The 25395-nt window shown below is 69.7% G+C and carries 22 protein-coding genes; 8 read left to right on the forward strand and 14 right to left on the reverse strand.

The features are described 5' to 3' along the window. Positions 1-25: 25 nt before the first annotated feature. The 3 genes from EAO73_RS13420 to EAO73_RS13430 are packed head-to-tail and all read right to left on the reverse strand — an operon-like array spanning position 26 to position 2153. On the reverse strand, positions 26-718 hold the full coding sequence (locus tag EAO73_RS13420) for an alpha/beta fold hydrolase (protein ID WP_147971772.1): 693 nt from the start codon (positions 716-718) through the stop codon (positions 26-28). Beyond that, a complete protein-coding gene (locus tag EAO73_RS13425) occupies positions 715-1191 on the reverse strand; it encodes an ester cyclase (protein WP_147971773.1) in 477 nt (158 codons plus the stop codon). The genes EAO73_RS13420 and EAO73_RS13425 overlap by 4 nt, the downstream gene beginning before the upstream one ends. A 14-nt stretch (positions 1192-1205) precedes the next feature. Next, positions 1206-2153 (reverse strand): NADP-dependent oxidoreductase, encoded by a 948-nt coding sequence (locus EAO73_RS13430; protein ID WP_147972005.1) that lies wholly within the window; start codon positions 2151-2153, stop codon positions 1206-1208. A gap of 121 nt (positions 2154-2274) precedes the next feature. Here EAO73_RS13430 and EAO73_RS13435 point away from each other — a divergent pair, with 121 nt between their 5' ends. Then, on the forward strand, positions 2275-2835 hold the full coding sequence (locus EAO73_RS13435) for a nitroreductase family protein (RefSeq protein ID WP_147971774.1): 561 nt from the start codon (positions 2275-2277) through the stop codon (positions 2833-2835). Between the two features lie 58 nt (positions 2836-2893). Here the strand turns inward: EAO73_RS13435 and EAO73_RS13440 are convergent, their stop codons facing one another. The 3 genes from EAO73_RS13440 to EAO73_RS13450 all read right to left on the reverse strand — a co-directional run bounded on the left by EAO73_RS13440 (position 2894) and on the right by EAO73_RS13450 (position 6015). Beyond that, the gene (locus EAO73_RS13440) at positions 2894-3829 is read right to left on the reverse strand and encodes a LysR family transcriptional regulator (protein WP_147971775.1); all 936 of its coding nucleotides are present in this window, start codon (positions 3827-3829) and stop codon (positions 2894-2896) included. A gap of 284 nt (positions 3830-4113) precedes the next feature. Next, entirely contained in the window at positions 4114-4827 is a 714-nt protein-coding gene (locus tag EAO73_RS13445) for a peptidylprolyl isomerase (RefSeq protein WP_224756274.1), read from the reverse strand. A 279-nt stretch (positions 4828-5106) separates the two neighbouring features. After that, the gene (locus tag EAO73_RS13450; RefSeq protein ID WP_147971776.1) at positions 5107-6015 is read right to left on the reverse strand and encodes a LysR family transcriptional regulator; all 909 of its coding nucleotides are present in this window, start codon (positions 6013-6015) and stop codon (positions 5107-5109) included. A 126-nt stretch (positions 6016-6141) separates the two neighbouring features. Here EAO73_RS13450 and EAO73_RS13455 point away from each other — a divergent pair, with 126 nt between their 5' ends. Together EAO73_RS13455 and EAO73_RS13460 are read left to right on the forward strand one after the other, a co-directional pair. Beyond that, positions 6142-6528 carry a VOC family protein gene (locus EAO73_RS13455; RefSeq protein WP_147971777.1) on the forward strand — a complete coding sequence of 129 codons (387 nt, stop codon included), beginning with the start codon at positions 6142-6144 and terminating at the stop codon, positions 6526-6528. Between the two features lie 195 nt (positions 6529-6723). Next, a complete protein-coding gene (locus tag EAO73_RS13460; RefSeq protein WP_147971778.1) occupies positions 6724-7863 on the forward strand; it encodes a serine hydrolase domain-containing protein in 1140 nt (379 codons plus the stop codon). A gap of 457 nt (positions 7864-8320) precedes the next feature. Here EAO73_RS13460 and EAO73_RS13465 read toward each other — a convergent pair whose 3' ends face one another. Further along, entirely contained in the window at positions 8321-9124 is an 804-nt protein-coding gene (locus tag EAO73_RS13465; RefSeq protein ID WP_147971779.1) for a lipase, read from the reverse strand. 1023 nt (positions 9125-10147) lie between these two features. Further along, entirely contained in the window at positions 10148-11134 is a 987-nt protein-coding gene (locus tag EAO73_RS13470) for an aldo/keto reductase (RefSeq protein WP_147971780.1), read from the reverse strand. A 122-nt stretch (positions 11135-11256) separates the two neighbouring features. Here EAO73_RS13470 and EAO73_RS37300 point away from each other — a divergent pair, with 122 nt between their 5' ends. Then, entirely contained in the window at positions 11257-11655 is a 399-nt protein-coding gene (locus EAO73_RS37300) for a hypothetical protein (protein ID WP_191134079.1), read from the forward strand. A 30-nt stretch (positions 11656-11685) separates the two neighbouring features. On the opposite strand, the gene EAO73_RS13480 is transcribed toward EAO73_RS37300, so the two are convergent. Further along, a complete protein-coding gene (locus EAO73_RS13480; RefSeq protein WP_147971781.1) occupies positions 11686-12039 on the reverse strand; it encodes a winged helix-turn-helix transcriptional regulator in 354 nt (117 codons plus the stop codon). A 96-nt stretch (positions 12040-12135) separates the two neighbouring features. Between EAO73_RS13480 and EAO73_RS13485 the strand changes: the two genes are divergently transcribed. The 4 genes from EAO73_RS13485 to EAO73_RS13505 all read left to right on the forward strand — a co-directional run bounded on the left by EAO73_RS13485 (position 12136) and on the right by EAO73_RS13505 (position 18284). Continuing rightward, positions 12136-13017 carry an NAD(P)-dependent oxidoreductase gene (locus EAO73_RS13485; RefSeq protein ID WP_147971782.1) on the forward strand — a complete coding sequence of 294 codons (882 nt, stop codon included), beginning with the start codon at positions 12136-12138 and terminating at the stop codon, positions 13015-13017. Positions 13018-14297: 1280 nt separating this feature from the next. Continuing rightward, complete coding sequence (locus EAO73_RS13495; protein WP_147971783.1) at positions 14298-14735, forward strand: DUF4231 domain-containing protein; 438 nt, start codon at positions 14298-14300, stop codon at positions 14733-14735. A gap of 643 nt (positions 14736-15378) precedes the next feature. Beyond that, complete coding sequence (locus EAO73_RS13500) at positions 15379-17451, forward strand: ATP-binding protein (RefSeq protein ID WP_147971784.1); 2073 nt, start codon at positions 15379-15381, stop codon at positions 17449-17451. Then, positions 17448-18284, forward strand: a complete 837-nt coding sequence (locus tag EAO73_RS13505; protein ID WP_147971785.1) for a hypothetical protein — start codon at positions 17448-17450, stop codon at positions 18282-18284. Before EAO73_RS13500 ends, EAO73_RS13505 begins: the two co-directional genes overlap by 4 nt. 12 nt (positions 18285-18296) lie before the next feature. On the opposite strand, the gene EAO73_RS13510 is transcribed toward EAO73_RS13505, so the two are convergent. The 5 genes from EAO73_RS13510 to EAO73_RS13530 form a co-directional block, all read right to left on the reverse strand. Further along, positions 18297-20231 (reverse strand): WD40 repeat domain-containing protein, encoded by a 1935-nt coding sequence (locus EAO73_RS13510; RefSeq protein ID WP_147971786.1) that lies wholly within the window; start codon positions 20229-20231, stop codon positions 18297-18299. 300 nt (positions 20232-20531) lie between these two features. Further along, complete coding sequence (locus EAO73_RS37205; protein WP_318153262.1) at positions 20532-20972, reverse strand: SsgA family sporulation/cell division regulator; 441 nt, start codon at positions 20970-20972, stop codon at positions 20532-20534. A 479-nt stretch (positions 20973-21451) separates the two neighbouring features. Further along, on the reverse strand, positions 21452-22339 hold the full coding sequence (locus tag EAO73_RS13520) for an RNA polymerase sigma factor (protein ID WP_147971787.1): 888 nt from the start codon (positions 22337-22339) through the stop codon (positions 21452-21454). 417 nt (positions 22340-22756) lie between these two features. Beyond that, the gene (locus tag EAO73_RS13525; RefSeq protein WP_412074591.1) at positions 22757-23668 is read right to left on the reverse strand and encodes an IS5 family transposase; all 912 of its coding nucleotides are present in this window, start codon (positions 23666-23668) and stop codon (positions 22757-22759) included. 824 nt (positions 23669-24492) lie between these two features. Next, on the reverse strand, positions 24493-25239 hold the full coding sequence (locus tag EAO73_RS13530) for an SDR family oxidoreductase (protein ID WP_147971788.1): 747 nt from the start codon (positions 25237-25239) through the stop codon (positions 24493-24495). Positions 25240-25395 lie beyond the last annotated feature (156 nt).

A 25395-nucleotide genomic window follows, 5' to 3' on the forward strand; every position in this document is an offset into this window, starting at 1 on the left:
GGCCTGTTCGCGCGCCGCCGGCAGGTCAGGCGGGCCGCGCGTCGCGCAGGAGGATGTCCGCCAGTGCGTGCGGTGCGATGACCATGGCATCGTGACCGACGGGCAGGGCCGTGCTCTCCCACCCGTTCCTCGCGGCCAGGTCCGCGAATGGCATGGGGCCGTCCGGCGAGCAGAGGACCGCGCGGCAGGCGATGTCCTCGACGGCCCCGGTCAGCCGGGTCGGCTCGGAGAACGTCCGCCGGGGCTGGGGAGTCAGTCTGGCTTCGAGCCACGCCACCTGCTCCGGCTCCGTCACACCGACGGTGCCCGCCGGGGCCGGCGGAATCAGACCGTCGACCGTGGCCCCTTCGATCCACGCGCGGAAGAACCGGGGTGCCAGGTCCTCCAGTGCCTGCCCGTCCCGGCCCGCCCAGGCATCGACCATGGTGATACGGGAGACGCGTTCGGGCATCCGGTCGGCCGCCTCTCGCACAACGAGACCGGCATAACTGTGACCGACGAGCACGACGTCACGCAGGTCCTCGTACCGCAGCAGACCGAGGAGATCGTCCACGTGAGTGCGCAGCCCGATCTCCTGGCCGACTAGGTGAGCCCGTTCGCCGAGACCGGTCAGCGTCGGCGCGTAGACCTCGTGGCCGGCCCTCCGCAGCAGGTTCGCGGTCCTACGCCAGCACCAGCCACCGTGCCACGCGCCGTGCACCAGCACATAGGCCGTCATCGTGCCTCCGCCCGCGTACGCTCCCGCCAGGCCTCGAACCTCCCTGCCGCCGTCTCGGTGGACAGGCCGAGCTGCTCGCACATCTGATGGAAGTCGAAGAAGAACCGCTCGTGGACGATCAAGCCGCCCCGTACGGTCCAGTGGCAGGCGAAGGGCAGCGCGAACGCCCTGCCGGTGGGCTTGATTCCGACCAGGCTCGCCCTCATGGTGGCCCGTACCGTCCCGGCGCCGATGACGAGGTCGCCCGCCGCGACGAGATACTCCAGATCCACGCCGTAGTCCGGGAAAGTGCGCAGAAAAGCCGCGTTCTGCCGGGCGACCTCGTCCGAGCCGGACGCAACGGCCTGGAAGGCGATCGTCTCGAAGACGACGTCGGGGTGGCAGAACCGCATGGCGCTCTCCACGTCGGCCCGGCTCTTCGCCCGTGCGTAGGACCGGACGACGTCGGTCGCCGAGGTGTGTTCCCCGGTCATCCCCGTCTCCCTGTTCATTCCGGCCCACCGACGGTGAGCACGACCTTGCCGGTGGTCCGGCCGCCGGCGACGTGGTCGTGCGCCTTGGCCGCCTCCGCCAGCGGGAACATCGCGTCCACGTGGACCTTGAGCCTTCCCCGGGCCACGAGGCCGGCCAGCGCTTCGAGCCCCGCGCCGTCCGGATCGACGAGGAAGGCCACGGCGCGCACACCGAGATCGGCGGCCCGTTCGTACAACCCCGGTGTCCAGGCCGCCTGCCCGCTGACCAGGACACCGCCCGGCCGGAGGCAGTCCAGGGCCTGGAGCCCCGCCTCGCCGCCGAACATCTGGATCGCGGCGTCCACGTCGCGCACCGCCGCGGACACGTCCGTCGTCGTGTAGTCGATCACTTCGTCCGCGCCCAGTGCACGGACGAAGTCATGCTTGGCGGCGCTGGCGGTACCGATGACGTAGGCGCCGCGGGCCTTGGCGATCTGAACCGCCAGATGCCCCACCCCGCCCGCCGCGCCCGCCACGAGAACCCGCTCCCCAGGGGCGGTGCCGGCGACTTCGGCGAGCATCTGCCACGCCGTCAGGCCGGCCAGCGGCAACGCGGCCGCCTCGCTGAAGCCCATCCCCTCGGGTATCCGCGCGAAGTGCCGGGCCGGGGCCGCGACGTACTCGGCGTAACCGCCTGCCTGCCGGGGAAACCACGGCATCCCGAACACGGGATCACCGGGCCGGAACCGGGCGACGCCGTACCCGGTCCTCACCACGGTCCCGGCAACATCCCAGCCATTGACGAAGGGCAGGTCGAGCACCCGGTTGTAGGCCTGACCCCGCCGCGTGTACACATCCACCGGATTGACCCCGGCCGCGCGGACCTCGACCAGCACCTCGCCGTACGTCGGCTCCGGTGCTTCCACCTCGACGAGCCGAAGAGGTTCGTTCTCGCCCCACGCAGACTGCTGAATCGCCCTCATGTCCAGCACCTCCTGGCGTGAAGATACATACATACAGTGTGTACGTAAAGAGGGGTCGGACGCCCGCACCACGTTCACATCGGCCGGAATACGCGCGTGCGGAGGGCGGTTGCAGCGGAACATGCGCGATTCCCAGGACACGCCCGGTGGCATACACCCGCTGCTCGCAGGGCGTTTCAGCCCCTACCAGTTCGACCCGTCGGCGCGTGTGGACGACCAAGCCCTCGGATTGCTCCTGGAAGCCGCGCGGTGGGCGCCGTCGGCGGGGAACTCCCAGCCCTGGGGCTTCTTCCTGGGCAGGCCCGGTGAACCGGACCACGACCGGCTGCTCTCGCACCTCGCACCGAGCTCGGCCCGCTGGGCGGCGGACGCCGGCCTGCTCGTCGTCACGCTGACGCGCCGTCACGTCGACGCCACGCCGCTGCTCTACTCCGAGTTCGCGGACTACGACCTCGGCCAGGCCGTCGCCCATTTGACGGTGCAGGCCCAGGCCCTGGGGCTGGCCACGCACCAATTCCGGGCCTTCGACCTGGAAGGTCTCACCAAGGACCTCGACCCGAACCCGGGCTGGGCGATCGTCTCCATGGTCGCTGTGGGCAAGGCGGTGGGGGAACCGCGGGAGGGACGCGGCCGACGCAGCGCCGCGCACCTGCGCTCCGCTCCCTGGGCACCGGCGGAGTGACAGACGAGTTCACCGCCCGTTTCACAACCCGCTGTGGAGAACTCTGTTCAGCGATCGGCTACAGCAGTGGAGCGTCTTCGCCCGCCGGCCGTTCAACACGGTGCACCGAAGCGGCTTCCCTGAGAGCGCTCAGCATGCTGCGCACGACGACCTGGTCGAGGGAGACGTCGCGTACGGCGGCCTGGATCGACCTGATCGGTTGCGGATTGTGCACGTCCCGGAGGGTGACGCCGTGGTGGCGATTGGCCAGCCCCAACCGCGGAATGAGCGCCACCCCGAGCCGAGCGGCGACGAACCCCTGGGCGGTTGCGTAGTCCTCGCTCTGCACCACGAAGTCAGGAGTGAAGCCCGCCGCGGAACACGCGGTCATGATGATGTCGAGGCACGTACCGTCCGAGGACTCGCTTCCCACCCAGGGCTCGTCCGCCAGATCGGCAAGGTCGAGCCGCCCCTTCCGGGCCAGCCGGTGGTCCTTGGGCAGCACGACGAGATACGGGTCGTCGACCAGACGCACCAACTGCACCCCCTCACGACGGCTGTTCCGGGGCTGCACCACGATGGCCAGGTCTGCTTGATGCCTGATGACCTCCTGCAGGGGATCATCTGCTTCGAGAACGCCCAGATCGATGCGTACGCGGGGGTGTTTACGTCGGAGCGACGCCACGGCCGGTGCTACCAATTCCGCTCCGGCGGTCGCGAAGTACCGCAGGGAGATGTGCCCGGTACGCCCCGCCCGCAGGTCGGAGAGCGCTGTCTCCGCTTCGGCGACCTGTTGACCGATGCGGGCCGCGTAGTCGGTCAGGATGAGCCCGGCGGCCGTCGGCTGGACTCCCCGGCCGACCCGTTCCAGAAGAGGGAGGCCGACCTGCTTCTCCAGGGCTGTCATCTGCTGGCTGATGGCCGAAGGGGTGTACCCGAGGTGGGCGGCCGCGGCAGTGACAGAACCACTGGTGACGACAGACCTGAGGATTTGCATACGCCGGACGTCCAACATGGACGCCAGCCTAACGACAGCCCCTGACCCGCCACCTCGGGCTCGCTGGCCACCGGACTCGTGATCCCGCACCGACGCGAACGCGGCCGGACCGGGCTGATCAACACCTCCCGCATGACGGGGGAGCCTCAGGTCAGTCCGTCCGCCCGGGAATCGGCCGCGGCGAAGCGGGCCAGTAGGGTCGCCGCTCGTAGTGGCTGAGGATCACCCGCATCGGCAACGGCCGCTCCGCGTCACCGTGGGGCCAGGCCCGTAGCCGGACCCGCGGTGACACGGAGCACGGTTCATGAGGGCCGGCAGGAAGGCCGGACGGTGCGCAGTTCGGTCCTCAGTACGGGCGTGCCGTCGACAGGCGCCGGATCCTCCGCGGTCGGCTCGATTCCGCCGGCAGCGATCTTGTCGAGCGTCTTCAGACCGGCGGCGCCGACCGTGCCGAACACCGTGTAATCCGGCCGCAGTACGGAGTCACCGTAGACGACGAAGAACTGCGAACCGTTCGTGTTCGGCCCGGCATTGGCCATCGCCAGCAAGCCGCGCCCGTAAATGCGACGGGCACCGGTCGGATCACTCGGTGCCGGCGGCAGGTCCACCGGCAGCTCGTCCTTGTACGCGTACCCCGGTCCACCCTCGCCGGTGCCGGTCGGGTCGCCGCACTGCAGGACCTTCAGCGTCGGATACGCCGTCAGCCGATGACAGACCGTACGGTCGTAGAACCGGTGCCGGGCCAGGTGCGTGAAGCTCTGGACCGTGCAGGGTGCCTTCGCCCGGTCCAGACGCAGGGGAAGCGGCCCCTGGCTGGTCGGGACAGCCATATCGGCCGTGCCGTGACCCGGGGTGTGCCGCGGGTCGGGCGGCAGGGGAACCGGCCGCGCCGCCGGCTCGTCCGGTGTCTGGGAGTACTGGCAAGGGCCGTGCGTGGTTCGCGGCGGAGCTTCGGAAGCGGACGCGGTGACGCCGCCCCCGGACACGACCAACGTCAATACCGCCAACGCGGTCATGAAACCTCGGTTCATCCTGCACACCCTCCAAAAGATCGTCAGATTTCGGAGCGCTCGCAGTCTAAGGCGCGGCCCGCCGGCCGAGTACCCGTCCGCAAGCCACATTCGCCTCCTTCGCGGCGGAGCCGTCCCGCCCCGTCGTCCTCACCGACACCACAAATACGGCCGGTGGGAGCCCGAGAACCCGGGATGATCTGAAGGAACGGCCTTGAAGGGGAACCCGGGCCCCATTCGTGAGCCCATGCAATCGTCTGGGGGTACGACCGGACCTCGCTGCTGCTAGTGCCCGGGGCTGCTCGCCGAGGCCGCCTGGGCCCTCTCCAGCAGGATCTCGGTGAAGGCTTGCACCTTCGGGGTGCAGTTCGTGGCCGACCACAGGAGGCCGTACTCGACCAGTGGTGCGTCGCTGAACGGTACGTAGACGACGTCGGGGCGCGAGTAGTACTGGGCGGCGCGGGCGCACGTGGGGGAGACGCCCTTGCCCGCGCCGACCAGGGCGAGCACCTCCTGCCAAGCTGTCGTGAACGGACCCCGCGCAATGGGCCGCCCCTTGGGCGTGCGGTGCGGGTAGTGGTGGTCGAGGAAGTACTGGGGCTGGCCCGTGACGGTGATCAGGGGGACTTCCGAGAGATCCTCGAGTGAGACGGTGTCCCGCCGGGCGAAGGGGTGGCCGACGGGAACGACAAGCGCACGGGGCTCGGAGAAGAGGACCGGCCCGTTGACGATGTCCGGCTCGTCGATGGGAAGTTCGACCAACTGGATGTCGTGTGTGCCGTTGCGCAGGGGACCGAGCGGGTCCAGGAGCGGCGACTCGTGGATGCGGACGAGGCAGTTGGGGTGGCGGGCCCGGAAGCTGTCGGTCGCGGCCACGACCAGTGTGCCGCACCACGCCGCTGAGTACGCGACGTTGAGTTCGCCGGTGATGCCCTGACCGGCGGCCGTCGCGGCTGCCAGGGCTTCCTTGATCTGCTGGTAGCCGACGGCGAGGCCGTCCCGCAGGACCATGCCGGTGGGCGTGAGCTGGACGCTGCGGCTGGTTCGCTTGAACAGCTCGGCACCGATGGCACGTTCCTGTTTTTTGATGGTCTGGCTGATCCGTGCCGGTGTGACGCGCATCCGCTCGGCCGTCCGGCCGAAGTGCAGTTCCTCAGCCAGCACCAGGAAGATCTCTATCTCCCGCAGTTCCATGCCGCCCACCCCCGTTTCATGTACCGCCGGCTTAACGGTCGTTGCAGGATACGACCTTGATGCCTCTCTTCCCGGGCGGGAGGGTGGACCGTGTGAGCAGCGGATATGCGGAGAAGGGCTCAGCGCATGAACATCATCGGGTCGGCCATGGTCCTGACCGTCGACGACCCGGCCCTGTCGGCCCGGTTCTTCGTGAGCCACCTCGGGTTCCGTGAGGTACTGGTGGCTCAGGGAGCAACCCACCTCTCCCGCGACGACGCGGCCACCGACATCGTCCTACGCGGCGGCGCCGGCCCCGGCACCTCGCAGCGGCACCCGCCCACACAGGTGCCCGCGGTCGTTTCCTACACGGTTACCGGAATCCACGCCGAGTACGAGCGTCTGCAACAAGAAGGGGCACGGATCACGGCCCCGCTGCGCAGGGAACTCTGGGGGGAATGGGGTCTGCAACTCACCGACCCCAACGGGGTGGTGGTCCAGCTCGTGGAGTGGATCCCCCCGGCCGGAGCCTGACCACCATCGCGCCCAGGTCCTCCGTATACCGACAACGGCTGCGCGGCCTGTGCCACCAGGCCTGCCGCTCCCGCACGGCACACAGCCACGAGTCACACCTCGATCACAGCAGAACCAACCTCTGCGGCGACGACCGCGACCCTCACGATCCCATCTTCTACAACCTTCCCGACACCCCGACAGGAGCCCAGAGACATGCCCCTCACACCGCCCGAAGAAGACCGCCCCGAGCTGCAGAAGATCATCGACGGGATGATCGATTCCGGATTCACCGGTGTGGCCATACGTGTGCACGATGAGAGAGGCCCGTGGGAGGGCAGTGCCGGCCTGTGCAGGCTGGACGAGACGGCGAAGCCGCCGACGGACGGACACATCCGGATCGGCAGCAACACCAAGACGTTTGCCGCCACCGCGGCGCTCCTGTTGGTGGCCGAGGGCAAGATCGATCTGGATGCTCCCGCAGCGGATTACCTCCCGGAACTGGAGGTGGACCAAAGGATCACCGTGCGCATGCTTCTGCAGCACACCAGCGGGATCTTCAACTTCACCGGCGAATACTACGAGGACGGAACGTTCGCACCGGGAATCGCCGCGACGACGGCAGGCCGGGAATGGGTGGACAACCGCTTCCACACCTACCGGCCGGAGGAGCTCGTACGGCTGGCCCTGTCCAAGCCGGCACGGTTCGAGCCGGGCACGGACTGGAGTTACTCCAACACCAACTACGTGCTCGTCAGGTTGCTGATCGAAAGCGTCACCGGCAACTCGCTGGTCGACGCGATGGAGCACCTGATTCTCAAGCCTCTCGGACTGACCGGCACTTCGCTGCCGGAGACCCGAACCGGCCTTGCGGATCCACACGCACACGGTTACTACCGCTACGAGGAAGACGGGGGTCAGGAGACGACGGTGGACGTCACCCGCCAGAACCCCTCGTGGATCTCCACCGGCGGCGACATGATCTCGACCACCCACGACCTTCACACCTTCATCTCCGCATTGACAGGCGGCAAGCTCCTCCCGCCCCCGCTGCTGGACGAGATGTTCCGGCCGCACCCCAAGGCCAGCTACGGCCTCGGCGTCTTCGTACAGGACGTGGGCCCGGACGGCGGCCAGGTCATCACCCACAACGGAGGAATGGCCGGCCACGCGGCGCTGATGTACAGCACCCCGGACGGCACCAGGACCCTGACCGCAGCGCTGAACTATGTGGATGACGCCTCGATGTCCATGGCCCAGGCATTCCAGCAGGCGACCGGGACACTCGTGCAGGAAGTGTTCGACGACAGCGACGCCGCTGCGGCCACGAAGGGCCCGTCACCGGCCGGTGGGTGAATCTTCCCCGGTACCCACCAGCCCGCGGCGGTTCCGTCCTGGGGTGGGCAAACCGTAGGGTGCCGTTCCTCTCGCCCCCCGGACCGCTGCGGGCCGTCCCGGCGAGCAAGCCATCCTGGACGACGAGGAGCAGCCGCTCCTGTGCCGGCACCGACCGGATGCGCCTCAGCTCCAGCAGCGACAGCACCGGGTTGACGCCGCCGACCCACGGCACGGCGCGCACCGGACCGGTGTCGCCTACGAGGGGCTCACCGCGTACAACCGGACCCAGCAAGCTGAAAAGGGCTACACCCCAGCCCCAGTTCTGGCTGCTGCGCACACCCGCAACTCGGGCAAGGTCGTCGTCCCCGGCCATCGCGGGACGACGACCTGCATATCCAGGTGCTGCTCACGGGCGGTATCTACGACGAGGCGTACGCCCGCGAGATGCTGGGCCGGATCGCGGGCCGAGGGTCCGTCAGCGCCTGGCCGGCTCGGCGAACCAGGACACGATCCGCGGGGTGGCCGCCACGTTCGACCCCAGGTGGCGCGAGCCGTGGTAGTCGGCCGCGCCCAGGTCGACGACCGGGGCGTGGACCCCGTTCGCGGCCAGCTCCGAACGGCGGCGTCCGGTGTTCTCGATGGTCGCCTGCTCGTCGCGGGACGTCATGTAGAGGCGGACCGGCGCGCGCGGGGTCCAGTCGGCGCAGACCGCGTCGGTGGTCCGCAGCGCCTCGGCCAGGCCGCCCGTCGGGTGCGCGAGCAGGGCGCGGCCGTGCGGGGTCAGCAGCTCGTCGAGCGCACCCGGGGTGCCGGCCATCAGCTCCTGGCCGGTGCGCGTGCCGTCGAAGAGGGCCCCGACCGTGTCGGCGTACGGCGCCCGGAACACCTCGCCCGGATCCTCGTACACCGCGTGCAGGCGGTTGAAGGCGACCAGAGTGTACGCGGCGTAGACCACGCTCGACTTGGCGTCCAGCTCGCCGGCGAGGAGCGCCCGCAGCTCTGCGCCGCCGAAGTCGTAGGCCCCGCTGACCGGCGCGAGCGCGTCGAGGCGGAACCAGTGGTCCTCACCTGCCTGGAGAGCCCGGCCGAGCCCGAGGGCCGCCGACGCGCCCTGCGAGAAGCCGGTGACCATGACCTCGCGGTCCAGGACGTGACCGGTGCGGGGCGCGAAGGCGCGGGCGGCCCGGAGCATGTCGAGGGAGGCCGTGGTCTCGGAGCCGATGTCCATCCAGGGGTGCAGCCCGGGGCCGGCGCCCATGCCGAGGTAGTCGGGCGCCACCGCGAGCGCCCCGGCCGAGGCGTGCGCGATCGCCGGCGCGGAGACGAAGGCGGCGCGTTGGGCGGACGGCGCGTCGTCCTTGTGGCTGCCGGTGCCGTGGGCGAACGAGATGGCGTAGAGCCGAGGCGCGCCGCGCAGGGCACGGCGACGAGCCCCAACTCGGATGCATTCCAGGGCACGTGAGCCTTTCGCGATACGGGTCCCCGGCGCATTGGTGGGCGCCCCCAGCCCTCGACGGGGGCTGTCCCCCGCATGGGTCAGCCCTGCATCGTGTTGCCCTGTACGTGGGAAACGTTCCGTGACGGCTCATGGCCACGGGCCTGTGACGGGCTCCTCGTCGGTCTGTGCCGGGCATTGCGCAATCCGGCCGATGATCCGGCAAGCGCTTCCGTACCGTCTCGACGCCGATGCCTGCGACCATGCCCTCAGCACTCCTGGCGCCCGCGACCTCAGCAACCGCACTGCGATCCAGCTTCACCTCCTGGTCGACGAGTTGCCAGTCGGCCGGGTCGCCCGGCCGACCGTGGCCTGCCACGGAGGCCGGCACCGCTCAGATGCAGTGGCAGAAGCGGTCGGCCACCAGGTCTGGGCCGCGAGGGGCTCCACTCCCGTTCGGGGGGCGATGTACACCGGACGATGAGCGCCCCAGGCCAGGTTCTGCGGGCGTGTTTCTCCTCGCGAACGTCGGCGGGCGGTCAGTCCGTGGTCAAGGGGGCGCGTGGGAGGAGCACGTGTCCGCAACCCGCCTGAATGCTGCTGACGTGCGTTATCGAGTTCTGGGTGCGTGCCACCGAACCTTGAGCGGTTCATGGCACCGCCCTTGGCTCAGTGCCGTATGCGGTAGGTCACGTGTGTGACCGAGTTCTTTGCTCGCGACAGGATGCGGAAGTCCCCGGGCCGCGGCCACCCGCCGTTTCACAGCAGCGGGTGGCGGTGAAGCCGTGCCTTCCTGCAGCGCAGATCCGGATCTTCCACGGCATCGTCACGCTCGTGCTCTGGCTCCGCTCATGACCCGGACAGGGCCTAATGCGCGGCGTCCAGTTTCGCCCGCTGGTCCTGCGTGAGGTCGAGGTCCGCCGCCGCCAGGCTCTCCTCCAACTGCGCCACTGAGGACGCGCCCACCAGGGGGATGACCGGGATCTGGCCACCGATCAGCCAGGCGAGTACGACCTGGTTCTGCGTGGCTCCCGTCTCTGCGGCGACCTCGGCCAGGGCGGTGAGACGGGTGGCCGTTCCCGCGTTCTGGTAGCCGGGGTCCAGAGGCTTGTCCGCACGGCCGTAGCTGCCGTTCAGGAGCGGGGAGTACGCGACCAGGCAGAGGGAGGGGTCATCACGGACATAACTGAGATGGTCGCCGGAGGCGACCCCCAGGTCGCCATCGGGAGAGCGGAGCGTGGGCTCGTCCGTGCGGTGGCGGAGGTAGCTGTGGTGGTACTGCAGAACCTCGAAACCGGGCAGACCCGCGGCCGCCGCCAGGGCGCGGGCCCGCTCCAGGCGCCAGACACGATGGTTGCTCGCGCCCAGCAGGCCCACCGTGCCATCGGCGACGACGGCGGCGAAACCCTCCACCGTCTCCTGCAGCGGAACACGGCGATCCTCGATGTGCGCGTACAGCAGGTCCAGCTTCTCCGTGCCGAGGTTCTCCCGGCTGCGCTCGGCCGACTCGCGAATCGTCTTCGCGGTGAGGCTCTCGACGTCCTTCGTGAAGGTCGAAGTGGGGTGGTCGGGGCGGCCGCCGAGCTTGGTGGCGATCGTGATCTCGTCGCCCACACCCCGGCTGCGCCGCCAGCGTCCCAGAAGCTGCTCACTCTCACCGCCCTGGGTGCCGTTGACCCAGAACGCGTAGTTGTTCGCGGTGTCGATGAAGGTACCGCCGGCTTCGACGTACCGGTCGAGGATTGCGTATGAGGTCGCCTCGTCGGTGGTCGTGCCGAACCGCATGGCACCGAGGCTCAGGACGCTCACCTCGCGGCGGGTGTCCGGATTCTGACCGATGGTGCGGTAGCGCATGCGGGTGCCTTTCCGAAGGGAGCCTGGGGCTTCGACGGCGAGTCTGCCTCCTGGAGTGCTCTCGAAGTCAAGGGGCACTGAGGTCAGACCAGCCCTCCCCGGACGAGCCGGCGGTACTCGTCGTGGTCGTAGCCGCGGTCGCCGAGGAGCGTGTCGGGCCGTCCGCGTGGCCTGCCGACGAGCCCGGGAAGCGATGGGACCTTCCGTTCGGGAAGATCGTCTGGTCCCACTTCGCCGCCGGCCACGGCCACCCGAGCCGTTCCGGAACCCCGGACGTGCTGACCCGGACCGCCCCCGGGGCCGGCCCAGACACCGGACTGCTGGCCTCGCGGGGCGCCTGGACCTGGCCCGGCACCGTCCGGGAAGCGATATCCGACAAGAACGACGACACAGAACGCCATGCCGCACAGTGCCGCATCAACCGGCTGAAACGCCTCCGGGCGGTGGCCACTCGATACGACAAACCCGTCGTCCGCTCCGAAGCCCCCGTGCTGGTCGAGGCCATCAACGAGTGGCTGTGACCGTCACGTTCGCCACAGACCCCGGACCGCCTACTCCTCCAGCCCTCGAGTCGTCGGCCGCTCGCGACCCCAGGCAGCCAGCGGCTGGAGTGCGTCGTTGAGACGCTTGCCGTTCTCGGTCAGCGAGTACTCGACGCGAGGCGGCACCTCGTCATAGGAGACGCGGTGCACGACGCCATCCGCTTCCAGCTCACGCAGGTGAGAGGCGAGCACCTTCTCGGTGATGCCGGGAAGCAGCCGGCGCAGCTCTCCGAAGCGGCGGCAGGGGTGCTCGTGGAGCGCCCAGAGGATCAGCACCTTCCACTTGCCGCTGATCACCTCCATCGCGGTGTCGATCCCGCAGATGTGACCGCCTGGTGCGCCCGGCCGGTTCAGCGTCGTCATGCCCCACCCCTCTGACGTGCTCGCTCACCCCGGGGTAACCACCCACTAACAAGTGCGTACTTGATCACCCCTGGGCCTGCGACCAGCCTAATCGGCATGACACGGAACACTGTTGAGAAGACTCCCGTCACGCTGCTGGGCCTTGGCACGATGGGCACCGCGCTGGCCCGAACCTGGCTTGCCGCCGGCCACCCGCTCACCGTCTGGAACCGCACCCCGGTCCGCGCCGCAGCACTCGCAGCCAAGGGTGCAAGGGTCGCGGACACCGTCACCGAGGCGGTCGCGGCGAATACCCTGATCATCGTTTGCCTGCTGGACGACACCTCGGTCGAGGAGGTGCTGGCCGGCGCCGACCTGGCCGGCCGCGACCTGGTCAACCTGACCACCAGCACCCCCGCCCAAGCCCGCGCCCGCGCCCAGTGGGCCCGCGAGCGAGGCGCCCGCTACCTGGACGGCGGGATCATGGCTGTCCCTCCAATGATCGGCATCCCGGAAGCCGGCGGCTACGCCTTCTACAGCGGCTCGCCACAGCTCTTCGAGCGGCACCGGACAACCCTGAGCGTCCCAGCCGGCACCACCTACGTCGGCGAGGACGCCGGCTTCGCAGCCCTGCACGACGTTGCCCTGCTCAGCGCCATGTACGGGATGTTCGCCGGGGCCGCGCACGCCTTCGCTCTGATTCGCAAGGAGGACATCGACCCCGCAGCGCTCGCCCCGTTGCTCGCCGACTGGCTCGTCGCGATGGCCCCGGCGGTTCACCGGACCGCCGACCAGCTGCGCAGCGGTGACTACACCAAGGGTGTCGTCTCCAACCTCGCCATGCAGGTGGCCGGCACGCCGACCTTCCTGAGCACCGCTGAGCAGCAGGGTGTCAGCCCGGAACTGCTCAGCCCCTACTTCGAGCTGATGCGCCGCCGCCTGGCCGAGAACAGCGGCGGGGAGGACCTGACGGGCGTGATCGACCTGCTGGTGCACTAACCAGCCACCTGCCGTCACAGCAGCGACCTGCTCGTCACAGTCCTCAACGAGACGGGTGCCCAGCACTTCACGACCCGCCCCTAGGGCGTGTCCGTAAAGTCCCGTCTGGCCCGCGACGCCTGGCACGCACTCTCGCCGCACCGGCCAACATCCCAAGTACGTCCAGTACGAGGGATGTGGGCCGGCACACCGAGAGCACGCACCAGACGCCGCAGGCCACGCCCTCCGGGCGTACGACGGGACTTTGCGGACACGCCCTAGTCCGCGACGTTGGAGCGCTCGTTGATGTGCTGTGGCTGTTCGATTGATTCACCGTCCTGGCGGAGGATGTCCATGTCCAGGAAGTAGGAGTCCGAGCACTCCCCGTTTCCCGTCGTCAGACTTGTAGGAGATGGTCACGCTCCTGCTTCGGGGCGTCCTCGGAGTTCACGAATGAGCCGGTCGGCCAGTGCGTCCTGTCGACGCGCACCAAAGTGGTTGGCCTGCGGCCGAACAGCCTTGTCAACCTTTGACGCGAACGATTGGCGTTGCACCGCAGAAATGACATAGCACAGGAGGCGGACAGTGCAGGACCGTTTCAATCACCGCCAGTTGCGCAATATGGCACTGGGCGCCGCAAGCGACGCACACGAGCTTGATGCAGAAGGAGATAACCTGCGCGCACTCTCGAAGGTGGTTATGTACTTCATGTACCAGGACATCTTCACGCGCACGCCCTTCCCGGAGCGGGAAAAGGTTGCCCAACCTTGGTGCGGAGAATGCGAGAAGGAGAGTAGGCAACTACTCGACTGCAGAACTCTGCCGCCTGCCGTGCTACCCACCTCTTGCGGTGCGTGTCACCCCAATTGCTGGCCCCTCGCCCCCCAACCTGGATGGGTAAAGCGGCCACCACGCCGTGCGGGAGCAGTGCGCAGGGCAGGGATCGAGCTGCGAACGGCAAACGCGGCCACTTTCCCCGGACCGACCCTGTGCAGCGCCTGGAGGACGCGGTGCGCAAGCGCCGACAGTCTTCGACTCCAGGCCCGTCGAGCGGTGGGGCGGGGTGCTGCGCGCGGGCTAGGTGTATTGCCCCGCAGGATTGTTGACACGGCTGATCGGGGCGCGGGTAGACGTATTACCGAACGCCACGGCTGGCGAATCGTAGTGTGCAGCGAGCTGAAGCGGAACCATCGGGGGCGTCCGCGGTGATCGTCGCCTTGGTGGATTCACGACTCGCTCGCTGGGGCAGAGACGGGGTGCGGGGCGGGGGCTGGCCCAAAGGAAGCGACCGGGGGGGTGCCATGGCAGATGCCGACGAAGAGGCCGAGGAAGCGGTTGCTCCGGGAGATCGGGGACTGGGGGCGCGGGACGCGCTGCTTACTGAGATGCATAAGACGGCCCGCACATTACGCATCGGGACCCGCAATTACGGGGTCACCTACTACCTGAGCCGCATCCTGCTGATCTGCCTGTCGAGTGTCGTGGCGGCTGGGGCGAACCTTGCCGACAGCAAGGGCAATTGGATGGTCATCTGGATCCCGGTGCTGGCGGTAGTGGTGGCTGCGATGACTGCGCTCGATACCTGGCTCAAGCCACAGCAGAAGTGGCAGGACTTCATGGAGTCCCGTGACGCCCTGGCCCTCCTCGTCATCGACTTCCGTCACGGCCTCCCCTTCGAGGAGGCACATCTCCGCTTCAGCGACCTGCGCGAGCAGCACCGCACTCGCAACATTTTTTGAACCCCGGAAGGCACCCATGCCCCAGTCCGCAGACGGCCCGAGGCGGATCACGCCCGGCGGCCACCCATTAACCACGCGCCGGTTCCGGCACACCCAATCACGGCATTTACGCCGGAGACCTCAAGGGCATCCACTTCCAGGAGAGCGCGGGGATCGGACCTCGGCCAGAACTGCTGTTGTTCGCTTGCACAGCCGGCATGCGTGCACTCACGATCGGTGGCTCAGCACTCGGCGGAAGCGGTAGTCGTCCATCCGGAGGTTCGGCCGCGCCGACTGGTGCGTGGCCCGAACACCGGCGAGGACGACGAAGACGATGGTCGCCGTAACCGAACCGTCGTGGGTTGAGTCGGTGCCTGTGGCGGTTCTGCGGCTGCGAATCTGACCGACGGCGACAGGTCCGGGCGGGGCTTTACCAAGAGCGGGTATCTCGAACGCGAGGCTGCCCTCACGGAAGCGGATTCCTGCCCGCAGTGAACAAGTCGCCCTGGCAGCCGTCCCCCGGCCGCGGGCCCACCCCCTCCGGGACCCGCGGCCGGCCCGACGCGCAGCAGGACCCCGTTCGAGCGAGTGCGAGCCGTGCGCGTCCGTCCGTACGCCGTCGCAGACCGCTCGGGGTACTCACGGCGTCCCTTTCCTGGTACTCATGTCCTTGGCACAGGGGGTGCGAGTGGAACGTGCGGCGGCGGGGAAGGCGGAGGCCCGCGTGCTGCTCATGGGCGTCGAGCGCTTCCCCGGACCCGCCGTGACGGCGGACGGGGAGCCGGAACCGGGGGGCGGCGCCTGGGACCGCCTGCCGTTCATGCCGGGGCTTTTGGACCGGCTGGGTGCCGCGTACGGGGCGCTTTCCTACCGGGTGCTGACCGTCCGCGACCCCGATCGGGTGGCGGTGCGCGACCACTGGAACAAGGCCTCGGACCAACGCTTCCGCGTCGTCCACGTCATCTCACACGGAGACACTGACCCCGCCGACGACAAGCGGTCCTGGCACGCGGCCACGCCCGAGCGGATCGCGATGGTGCCCTCGGACGGGGACACCGGTCAGGGCACGGACGTCAGCCATTGGGTCGCCGACGCACACCAGCAGCCGCTGCCCGTCCTGTTCGTAATCGACCTGTGCCGCGCGGGGCGCGCCGCCCGTCTGGCGCGGCTGACCGCGGTGCCCGAGTCCGAGTTGCGGGCCTGGGTGATCGCCGCAACGGGCCCCGACGACCCCGCCTACGACGGCGCCTTCAGCACGGGTGTCGCCGAGGTGCTGGAGCAGATCGCCGAGGACGGCCTCGACACGGCCCCGTCGCTGCGGTACGTCCGGTGGGACCGGGCGACCGCAGCCATCCAGGACCGGCTGTCCTCCCTCAGCCCCCGCCAGCGGGTGCACGCCACCCGCGTCGACCCTTCGCAGCCGCTGCCCGAACTGCCGTTCTTCCCGAACCCGAGGTGGAACGGCGATCTGCGGCTGGAGCGGTTGGGATCCCTCGCCGCCCCGGTGCGGGACTTCGCGGACCCCGGTACGGATCACTTCACCGACCGCGTCGGCGACCACTTCGTGGGCCGGGAAGGCCAGTTGGCCGTACTCGCGCCGTGGATCGACGACCCCTCGGCCGGCGGGCTGCGGATCGTCACCGGGGCGCCCGGGTCCGGGAAGTCGGCGCTGCTCGGCGCGTTGGTGTGCGCCGGGCACGAGCAGATCGTGGCCGCTGCCCCCGACATCCGCCGGTACTTGGCGGCACGGCATCCGCACGGAGTGCCGTCCCCCGACCCGGCCCTGGCCGCTGTCCACGCCCGCGGTCGGAACGTGGACGCCATTCTCACCGCCCTGGCCCTCCAGTGGCGGCTGCCCCCGCCCTCTGAGCCACCGGCCGGCGACGACCGGGGCCCGGCGGCGCAGTGGACGGTGCCCGACCTGCTCACAGCGGTGCGGGCGCTGCCCGCCCCCCCGCCGCTGGTCCTCGACGCGCTGGACGAAGCCGAGGACCCCGCGGGCCTGGTCGAGCAGTTCCTGCTCCCTCTGGTCGAGACCGTCCGGTCGGACGGCCTGCCCGCGGTCCGCCTGCTGGTCGGGTCCCGGCGAGGCACGCACCTCGGCCCGCTGCTGGACTGCGCCGCTGCGTCCCCGGAGTCGGTCCTCGACCTGGACGACGTACCCGCCGGGGAGCTGCGGGCCGACCTCGAGCAGCATCTGGCCCACGTCCTCGCCGAGTGGCCCGCCTACCGGGCGGCGGCCCATCGTCCGGTGCGAGAGGCCCTGGCCCGGTCGGCGGCTGCCGCCCTGACGCAGGAGCCGCCCGCCGGGCACGGTTGGGGAGCCTTCCTGGTGGCCCGTGTCTACGCCCGTGTCCTGGAGTCCCTTGACCCGCCGTCGGACGTGCCGGCCGCGACCGCACTGGGCGCGCGAGTGCCCCGTACTCTGCCGGACGTCCTCGAACTGGACCTCGGGCAGCGCGCCGACGGTATCCGTCTGCGGGCGGTCCTGACCGCGTTGGCCTTCGCCAAGGGCGAGGGCTTCCCTTTGGAGGCCGTCCAGGCGGTCGCCCCGGAATTCGCGCCCCGTGAGGAACCCGGTCTCGCCCCCGCGGACGTCCGCCCGCTGCTCGACGCGGGGAGCTTCTACGTGCGCACGGGCATCGAGACCGACGGATCGACCCTCTACCGCCTGTTCCACCAAGGCCTCGCCGACTATCTGCGGGCCCGCCCCCACACACCAGGAAGGACCGCATGAGGATCCTCGGCATCCACGGCATCGGCAACCACCGCCCGGACGAGACCCCGCAAGACGCGGCCAGCAACCTGTCGGCAATCTGGTCCCGGCACCTGGGGCCGGCCGTCGCGGCCGGGACCGTGGTCGAGGTGGTCTACTACGCCGACCTGCTGCGCGGCCCGGTCCAGCAGGGCGGTGCTGCCACGACGGCGCAGCTCACCGACGAGGAAGCGCTGGTGGTCCTGGAAATCCTCGCCCACCACCGGCCCCCGGCCCAGCCCCAGCCGTCCCGCCGGGTGCCCCAGGGCCGGTTGACCCAGCTCCTGCGGGACCAGGTCGCCGAGGTCGCGGAATCGTGGGCGTGCCCGGCCAGGCTCGTCGACCGGGCGATGGCGCGCTGGGCCAAGGAGGTCGTCGCCTACCTGACGCCGGGCCCGGCCCGCGAGGCGGTGCAGGAGCGGCTGCACGCGGCGCTGGACCGGCACCAGCCCGACATCCTGATCGCCCATTCCCTGGGCTCGGTGGTCGCCTACGAGACCCTCCACCGGGAGGACGCCCCGCCCGTAGCACTGTGGCTGACGCTCGGCTCCCCGCTGGCACTGCGCGGCGTGGTCTTCGACCGGCTCGTCCCCGCCCCCGTCGACGGCCGCGGCAGCCGCCCGTCGGCCGCAGGATGCTGGGCGAACGTAGCCGACCCCGGCGACCTGGTCGCCATACCGGCCAAGGGGATCTCCCAGCGGTTCCGCGGAGTCGAAAGCGACGAGGAGTGCGTCATCAACCGCCTCGACTTCCACAGCGCGTCCCGCTACCTGGCGAGCGGCGCGGTCGCCCGTCTCCTGGGGAGCGTACGCTGACCACGCGGCGACCTATGCCTGCGGAGCGCCGCGCGGCAGCTCGAAGACCACCACGTCCGAGCCCAGGGCCATCAGCAGGGCGCCCGGTTCGCCCGGCGCGTCGGACACCGCGGTCAGGTCCCCGACCCCGCGCAACACCGGCCACACGTCCACACAGGTCCCGCGGGCCAGGTCCCAAGTCCGCAACGTGCCGTCCGAGCCCGCGCTGAAGGCGAACGCCCGCCCGTCGGCCTCTACGCACGCCACGGCGGTCACCCGCTCCGTGTGGCCGGTGAGGGTAAAGAGCTCCCGTCCGGTCGCGGCGTCCTGGACCGCGACCGCCCCGTCCGTGCCGGGCACGAGCCGGACCTCCATACCGTCCACGACAGCCGACGTCCCCGCCACGGCAACGGGCTCCGCCCCGGACCCAAGGTCGACCGGGTCGCCCGTACGCGCGTCCCATCCCCGCACGCGCTTGTCACCGGAGGAGCCGGAGCCGGTGCTCAGCACCACCGCCCGATCCCCGACGCGCGCATACACAACCGATCGCACCGGGTCGCTGTGGCCGGGCAGCGCGTCGCCGACCGGGGCCTCGCCCAGGGCCCACACCAGCATCAGGCCCCGGCGGTCGGCGGTCGCGGCCACGGGCCGGCCGGCCACCGTGGCGCAGGCGACGTCGACCACGGTGTCGGTGTGCAGCCGCCACGGCTCAGCGTACGGCGTGCCGTCCAGCATGTTCCAGATCCGAACGGTGGTGTCGTAGCCACCCGTCACCGCAACCGGCACGCCCCGTACGACGGTGCAGTCCACCGCGTACAGCGTGTCGTTGTGGGCCCGCTCCACGGTGTGCAGCAGTCGGCCCGGCCCGGTGAGGTCGAAGAACTGCACGGCCCGGCCGCCCACGACCGCCGCGAGCGCGCGGCCGTCCACGGAGGTGCACGCGGCGGCGGCCCGGCCGGGCGGGCACGGCAGCGGCTCGCCGTGCCGCTGTCCGGTGCGCAGGTTCCAGCGGACCAGACCTGCGGATCCCGCTCCGACGGCCATCGGGGCGCCGTCGTCCTCGTAGCAGGCCAGAGCGGAAGGGCTGCCGCCCGCGTCCGGCAGGGCGTCGCCTCGCCAGTCGCGCGCGGCCAGGCTCCACACACGGGGACCGGTCTCCGCGAACTGCTGCGCGATCAGGACCACCGGCTCGCCGTCGATGACCGTGCAGGCCAGATGCGGAACCCCGTAGCGGGTCGGCACCTGGCACACGTGCGTGCCGCCGTCGTCATCCGCGTCCCACACCTGTACCGTGCCGTCGAACTCGGCGCTGACCAGCAGCCCGTGGCCATCGATGGCGCTCACCGAGGCCGTCCTCCACACCACCTCGCTGTGGCCCCACAACCGATGGCCGACGAACCTGCCACTGAGCAGGTCCCATACCCGCACCCGCCCGTTCCACCCGCCGGTCACCAGGGCCGGGCGGCCCGCCACCTGAGCCCGTGCGACCGCGGTCACCGTCTGGGACGCGCCCGAGGTGCTGTCGCGCAGCGCGCTGTTCATCCGGCTCCCGGTACGCCAGCGCGGCCGGGGGGCCCCGGGGCCCAGCCCTGCGGCGAGCGCCTCGGCCAGTGGCCCGAGGCGGTAACCGTGGGCGTCCAGGGCGAGGACGGCCCGCCGGTCGCGCGGCGTCATGAACCGGTGGACTCCGAGGCCGGCCCGGTAGACGGCGACGGCCTCGGCCGCGTCCTGCGACCGGGCGAGGTCGAGGGCAGGCACGAGCGTGCCCGGGTCGGCGTGCACCAGGAACTCGGCATCGGTCAACAACTCGTCGGCCCGCCCCGCGTCGAGGGCGTGCTCGACGGCATGCCGCCGCAGGTACGGGAGCGCCCCGGCCCACGCGCTCCCGTCGTCGCCGTCGGGCTTCAGCAGCCCCAGCAACCGCCCCAGCACGGCGGCGGCGGCCTCGCTCTCCTCCTCCATCCTCATTGGCTTCCCCTCCACCGGGTGCCCTATCCGGCCTCGGGACCGGTATTCCCGCATGTTGAGGTGTTGCAGATTCTCTGACGTTTGCAGCTTGACCATGCTGAGTAGCCGGGGCTTCCTGCTGATCACTCTGCGCCGTCGTGACCGGGCTCGTAGGTCGGGATCGTCCAGCGCATCGTTGCCCGGTCCGCGGGCCCAGGCTGAAGAGTCACGGGAGAGACCTGCCCGAAGCGGCGTTCGCCGCGATGTCGCATTCCTTCGTGGCCGTGAGGAACTCCTCCTGCCCGTGCCGGCCGTGTGCGCTTACTGCTCGGTCTTGGCTTGTGGCTTCCCCTCCTCGGCGCGGGCGGTATCAAGCCCGAACACCTTGTCGACGTCTAGGTTGATGTGTTCCTTCTCCGTGCCGAGCGGGACCAGCTCGTTGGTCCGGCGCAGGAATGACTGCAGGGCGGCTCGGGGCGCCTCCAGCAGGGCCGTTCCCTCAGGGGAGTTGAGGGAAATGCAGATGGTCTTGGAGCCGGCGCTCATGGACGGCCAGATCTTCACGTCGCCGGCACCCGCGTGAGTACGCAGTCCTGCCGTGATGATTTCCCGGCCGAAGACCCACGTCGGGTGTTCGCTCTGACCCGTGTGAAAGATCGCCTCGACCGCATAGGGGTCTGATGTCCGGTACCGGAACTCGGCAGGCACAGGAAGGGGCGGAGCATCAGGCACCACAAGACGAAGGATCGTCTCGCAGGCCACTTCGGCGACGTCCGTCTCGCGGTGGGTCACCACCTTCCAGTCGGCAGCGACCCATTTCCCGGTGCCTGTGCCTCGCCAGTGATCGAGCCGTTCGTCGAGGAACGTGCGGATCCGGCCGGAGGACTTCGCCGACCCCTGGTCAGCTCGGGGGGTACGCGACTTCTTTTGCGTCTGCTCGGCGTGCAGGTCCCTGCGGTGCCGGGCGATGCGGCGCATCGTCTCAGCGCTGGTTCGTGCCTGCAGGGCTGCGGCTGCGGGAGTGGAGAGCGAGGAGCGCTGCAGTTGGGCCACGAAGTCGAGGGCGTCCAAGGCCTTCGGGCAGGAGCTCAGGTCAGGGGCATGACCTTGCACGAGCTCCTGGTGCAGGTCGGTGAGTTCCTGCAGACAGGCACGGAATCGGTCGGAACCAGAAGCCCGTGCGACCTGCTGGATTCTCACGATGGCCTGGGCGACACCGTCGATGGTCAGTGTCTCTCGCATCATGCGTCCTCCATTCCGTTTCGCTTCGCTGAGGAACCGGATTCCTCTGGTGGGCCGCCCTGTTGCCGCGGGGGGTTCTTGCGCAGCCGGGACAGCCGCATCGAGACGGCCGCCGCGGACATCTGCAGGTGCTCGCCGATCTCCTGCATGGTGTAGTCCCTCATGGACAGGAAGAGCGCCGTCCTGGTCTCGTCGTTCTTCACCTGGCCGAGCAACCGCTGGACGACGTCGTGTCCGATGGCCTGAGCCTCCGGGCCGGCTTCGGGGGCGGGCACAGCATGCAGCGCTTCCGCGCCCTCAGCCGAACATTCCGGATGACGAGTACGCTCCGATGCCCACCGGTCGAATACGCCACCGAACTCGCCGAGGACGGCCCCGACGAAGTACGTCTTCAGCGATGCGCCGCCGTTCGGACACCAGCCGCCGCCGATCAGCGCATGCTCGCGGAACACTCGCAGTCCCCGGGCGATGGCCTCGCAGACCAGTCCCTCACGCTCGTCGTGGTCACTGCGCAGCACCTCCACGTTCTGATCGGTACGTCGCCGTACTGGGCGGCCGCGTTTTGCGCAGTTCACGAAGACCTCTCCCGTATAGAGCCAGGCCAGCATGATCGGGTGCGCGTACGCGGCGAGATCGTGCGCGAAGAGCTCCCAGGCGATGCCGCTGAATTCGGCTTCAGCCAGCTTCCTGCAGAGAGCGGAGTCTTCGTCCGCCCTTTCCGCGTCGGCGGCGACAGCCTGCCGCACCGCCTCTTGCAGAGCGGCCTGGTTCTCGTCGATCTGTACCTGGAAGAGCTGCTGTGGGCCGGGACCGTCGGACGTTGCGCGCGTAGTCGGCGGCCCCGAGGGTGTTCTCGAAGGGGACTCACCGAAGGGATCTTCCTGCATGCCTCTCCCTGAACGGACTGATTCTGGTGATACCGACGGGTCCTAGAGGGAGAGGCCCCGCAGAGCTAACGCTGATGTGAAAGAAACATCCGGACGGGTACATCAGCACCATGGGCGTGAGGCACCGGCGCTGCCGCTCTCTAGGACAACACCATGACTCAGACACTCGTCACGGCCGCCGCCACAGTCCTCGCCGTCATCGCCGCGCTCGAACATTTGCCTGTAGCGCTTACTCGTCTCGTCCGGTCATGCGGTCCCCTGGTTCAAGCATGGCGGGAACTTTGGCGCATGGGACAGAGCAACGGCAGCTGCCTGCAGACCGAAGACCGTTCTGGCCCGGACGCCTCGGCAGTTGGCGACACCCGCGACTCACGCAGGTGATGCTCGCCTCGGCTGGCTTAGGTTCTGTCCGGCGGATCATTGGCGGAGCCGGAGGCGGATTGCTGGGGCGGTGACGGTGCCATGGAAGACGTAGGCCCGCTTGTCGTAGCGGGTCGCGATCGCGCGGGAGTTCTTGAGGCGGTTGATGGTCCGCTCGACCTCGTTGCGGCGCCGGTAGTGGTCGTGCTCGCAGCCGGTTGGTCTGCCGCCTACTCTGCCTTTGCGGCGGCGGTTGGCCCGCTGGTCCTTCGGTTCCGGGATCGTGTGCCGGATGTGGCGTCTTCGTAGGTAGCGGCGGTTTCGGCGGGATCTGTAAGCCTTGTCGCCGCTGACGTGGTCCTGCCGGGTGCGGGGCCGTCCGCCCAGTGGCCGGGGAACCCGTATCCGGTCCAGGACCTCGGCCATCTGCGGGGCGTCGCCCCACTGCCCCGGCGTGAGCGGGAAGGCCATGGGGCGGCAGCCGCCTACGTCGGCGAGGTGGATCTTGCAGGTCGGGCCACCCCGGGACCGTCCGAGTCCCTCGTCGGGGCGGTGGTGCCGGGGCGTCGTCCTTTTTCGGGATCCGCGGACGGGCTTTGCGGGCGTCGGTCGTGTGCTGATGGGCCCGGCAGGACGTCGAGTCGACGCCGGCCATCGACCAGTCGACCCTCCTGCCAGGCCGGCGCCGGCCCGGACCGCTAGCAGGACCCGGTCCCAGGTGCCGTCCGCAGACCAGCGGCGATGCCGTTCCTGGATGGTCTTCCACGAGCCATAACGTTCCGGCAGGTCACGCCATGGGACACCGGTCCGGACCCATGAACAGGATCGCGTTGACCACGATGCGGTGGTCGGAGGACGTGCGAGGCGACGGTACGAAACCCGCATCTCCGGCGCGACATCGAGTGCGCGTAAGGGCAGCGATGCGGGTCCTGGGCGACAATGCCCGCCTGGCGCTGGGCGAGATGCCATGATGCCCCCTCACGAAGGTGTCGTCACGTCCGAGTGTTCGTGCCGGAAGCCGCTCGCGGACCGGGGGCCCGGGCCGCGAAGCCCCTGGGAATCTGTAAGCCGCTGAACCTGTAACCGGGGACCTGCGCGAGCTCCGCCAGCACGCCAGCATCGCGGAACCCGTACCCCCGGGCGCGCCCTACCGCTGATCACCCTGAACGGGTGATGCGCGATTTCCTCGCCGCGAACCACCCGCTCAGGAGGACGAAGCCGGACACCAAGGGGCCCACCCCCGGCGTACTGCACGGCGTGTGCAGCATGGCGGATCTGCCAGGACCGGTCGCGCGCGACCCCTCGGGAGCCGGCCGGCGAGCACCGGGGCCCCGGCCGCTGCACAGAACAAACACGTGGCGGCCTGTCGATGCGGTCCAGGCATGTGCGATTGCGGCCTGTTCCGCATCACGCAGTCCAGTCAGCCATTGGGCGGAATACTTTACCCAGCCTCACTGCTAGGGCGCGTATCCGGTCGTGATCAATGTGTGGGTTTCGCCTTTGGGGCGGGCGTGAGTCCGGTGGTCCGGAACGTATGACGCGTGGGCGGCTGAGCGACGAGGTCCGGTCGGAAGCGAGGTGGGCCTGCTGGTCAGGTCGCCTGCGAGCGCCCCAGAAGGCCCACATGCCGTCGGCTTCGCGATCTGCCGATGAACCTCCCGCACCGTGATCAGGTCCGCTCGGGGTCCGTGGCCGTCCCGCGCGCGGACGAGCGCGGGACGGCCACGTGGAGGAGCTGCTCGTGGCCGGAGCCCCGGGGCACGTGCCTCTCTGTGCCCCGGGGACCGAACGCCTTACGCCTGTGCGCCCATCGGGAGGTTCGCGCCGCCTGTGCAGTCGAGTACGACGCCGGTGATGAACCCGTTCGTCGCCAGGGAGTGTATGGCCCCCGCGACATCGGCGGCGCGGCCGACCCGGCCGGCTGGGGTCGTTTTCGCGAGGCCGTCGAAGAGTGCCGTGCGCTGCTCCGCCGGGATGCGGTCCCACCACGGGGTGTCGATCACGCCGGGGGAGACGGCGTTGACGCGGAGAGGGGCCAGTTCGACCGCGAGGGGCGGCACCATCGCCTCAAGGGCGCCGTTGATCGCGGCGAGGCCGGACGTGCCCGGGAAGGCGGCACGAGCCGAGGCGGCCGTGATCAGGGTTACGGAGCCGCGCCGGCGGTCGAGGCGGGGGAGCGCGGCCTGGAGGATGCGGACCTGGGGCCAGAACTTCGCGTCGAAGCCCGTGGCCAGGTCCGCGAGGTCCAGTTCCGCGAAGGGGCCGCTGCCCGCGGCGCCGCTGACCGCGATGACCAGATGGTCGATGGGGCCGGATGCAGCGAAGAATGCCGCCGTGTCCTCCTGTGACGTGGCGTCCATCCGGTGGGTGATCGTCTTGCCGCCGATGCGGGTTGCCGCCTCGTCCAAACGGGTCTGGGAGCGTCCGGTGATCGTCACCTCCGCTCCTGACGCGGCGAAGAGTGCTGCTGTGGCCTCGCCGATGCCGGAGCTTCCGCCCATGACGACGACGCGGGGAGCGGGCGTGTGGTCCGTGGTCATGATGGCGGTCCTCCGTAAGCGCTGTGCGCGGTTGTCGTTCATGCCCTGTCTTCGGTCTTCCGTAGCATTGACGAGACTGGGGGTCTCGATAAAGTGAGTTTTGCCGAGACCGTTGGTCTCGTCAAGTGGTTCGAGCTCGGAAACTCGGAAAGGATG

Origin of the sequence: Streptomyces sp. col6 (genome assembly GCF_008042035.1) — a bacterium.
Lineage (GTDB): Bacteria > Actinomycetota > Actinomycetes > Streptomycetales > Streptomycetaceae > Streptomyces.

Excerpts from the sequence above, each read along its gene's own strand:
- EAO73_RS13420 (WP_147971772.1), bottom strand. The coding sequence starts at position 718 with ATGACGGCCTATGTGCTGGTGCACGGCGCGTGGCACGGTGGCTGGTGC.
- EAO73_RS13425 (WP_147971773.1), bottom strand. The coding sequence starts at position 1,191 with ATGACCGGGGAACACACCTCGGCGACCGACGTCGTCCGGTCCTACGCA.
- EAO73_RS13430 (WP_147972005.1), bottom strand. The coding sequence starts at position 2,153 with ATGAGGGCGATTCAGCAGTCTGCGTGGGGCGAGAACGAACCTCTTCGG.
- EAO73_RS13435 (WP_147971774.1), top strand. The coding sequence starts at position 2,275 with ATGCGCGATTCCCAGGACACGCCCGGTGGCATACACCCGCTGCTCGCA.
- EAO73_RS13440 (WP_147971775.1), bottom strand. The coding sequence starts at position 3,829 with ATGTTGGACGTCCGGCGTATGCAAATCCTCAGGTCTGTCGTCACCAGT.
- EAO73_RS13445 (WP_224756274.1), bottom strand. The coding sequence starts at position 4,827 with ATGACCGCGTTGGCGGTATTGACGTTGGTCGTGTCCGGGGGCGGCGTC.
- EAO73_RS13450 (WP_147971776.1), bottom strand. The coding sequence starts at position 6,015 with ATGGAACTGCGGGAGATAGAGATCTTCCTGGTGCTGGCTGAGGAACTG.
- EAO73_RS13455 (WP_147971777.1), top strand. The coding sequence starts at position 6,142 with ATGAACATCATCGGGTCGGCCATGGTCCTGACCGTCGACGACCCGGCC.
- EAO73_RS13460 (WP_147971778.1), top strand. The coding sequence starts at position 6,724 with ATGCCCCTCACACCGCCCGAAGAAGACCGCCCCGAGCTGCAGAAGATC.
- EAO73_RS13470 (WP_147971780.1), bottom strand. The coding sequence starts at position 11,134 with ATGCGCTACCGCACCATCGGTCAGAATCCGGACACCCGCCGCGAGGTG.
- EAO73_RS13480 (WP_147971781.1), bottom strand. The coding sequence starts at position 12,039 with ATGACGACGCTGAACCGGCCGGGCGCACCAGGCGGTCACATCTGCGGG.
- EAO73_RS13485 (WP_147971782.1), top strand. The coding sequence starts at position 12,136 with ATGACACGGAACACTGTTGAGAAGACTCCCGTCACGCTGCTGGGCCTT.
- EAO73_RS13495 (WP_147971783.1), top strand. The coding sequence starts at position 14,298 with ATGGCAGATGCCGACGAAGAGGCCGAGGAAGCGGTTGCTCCGGGAGAT.
- EAO73_RS13500 (WP_147971784.1), top strand. The coding sequence starts at position 15,379 with ATGTCCTTGGCACAGGGGGTGCGAGTGGAACGTGCGGCGGCGGGGAAG.
- EAO73_RS13505 (WP_147971785.1), top strand. The coding sequence starts at position 17,448 with ATGAGGATCCTCGGCATCCACGGCATCGGCAACCACCGCCCGGACGAG.
- EAO73_RS13510 (WP_147971786.1), bottom strand. The coding sequence starts at position 20,231 with ATGAGGATGGAGGAGGAGAGCGAGGCCGCCGCCGCCGTGCTGGGGCGG.
- EAO73_RS13520 (WP_147971787.1), bottom strand. The coding sequence starts at position 22,339 with ATGCAGGAAGATCCCTTCGGTGAGTCCCCTTCGAGAACACCCTCGGGG.
- EAO73_RS13525 (WP_412074591.1), bottom strand. The coding sequence starts at position 23,668 with ATGGCATCTCGCCCAGCGCCAGGCGGGCATTGTCGCCCAGGACCCGCA.
- EAO73_RS13530 (WP_147971788.1), bottom strand. The coding sequence starts at position 25,239 with ATGACCACGGACCACACGCCCGCTCCCCGCGTCGTCGTCATGGGCGGA.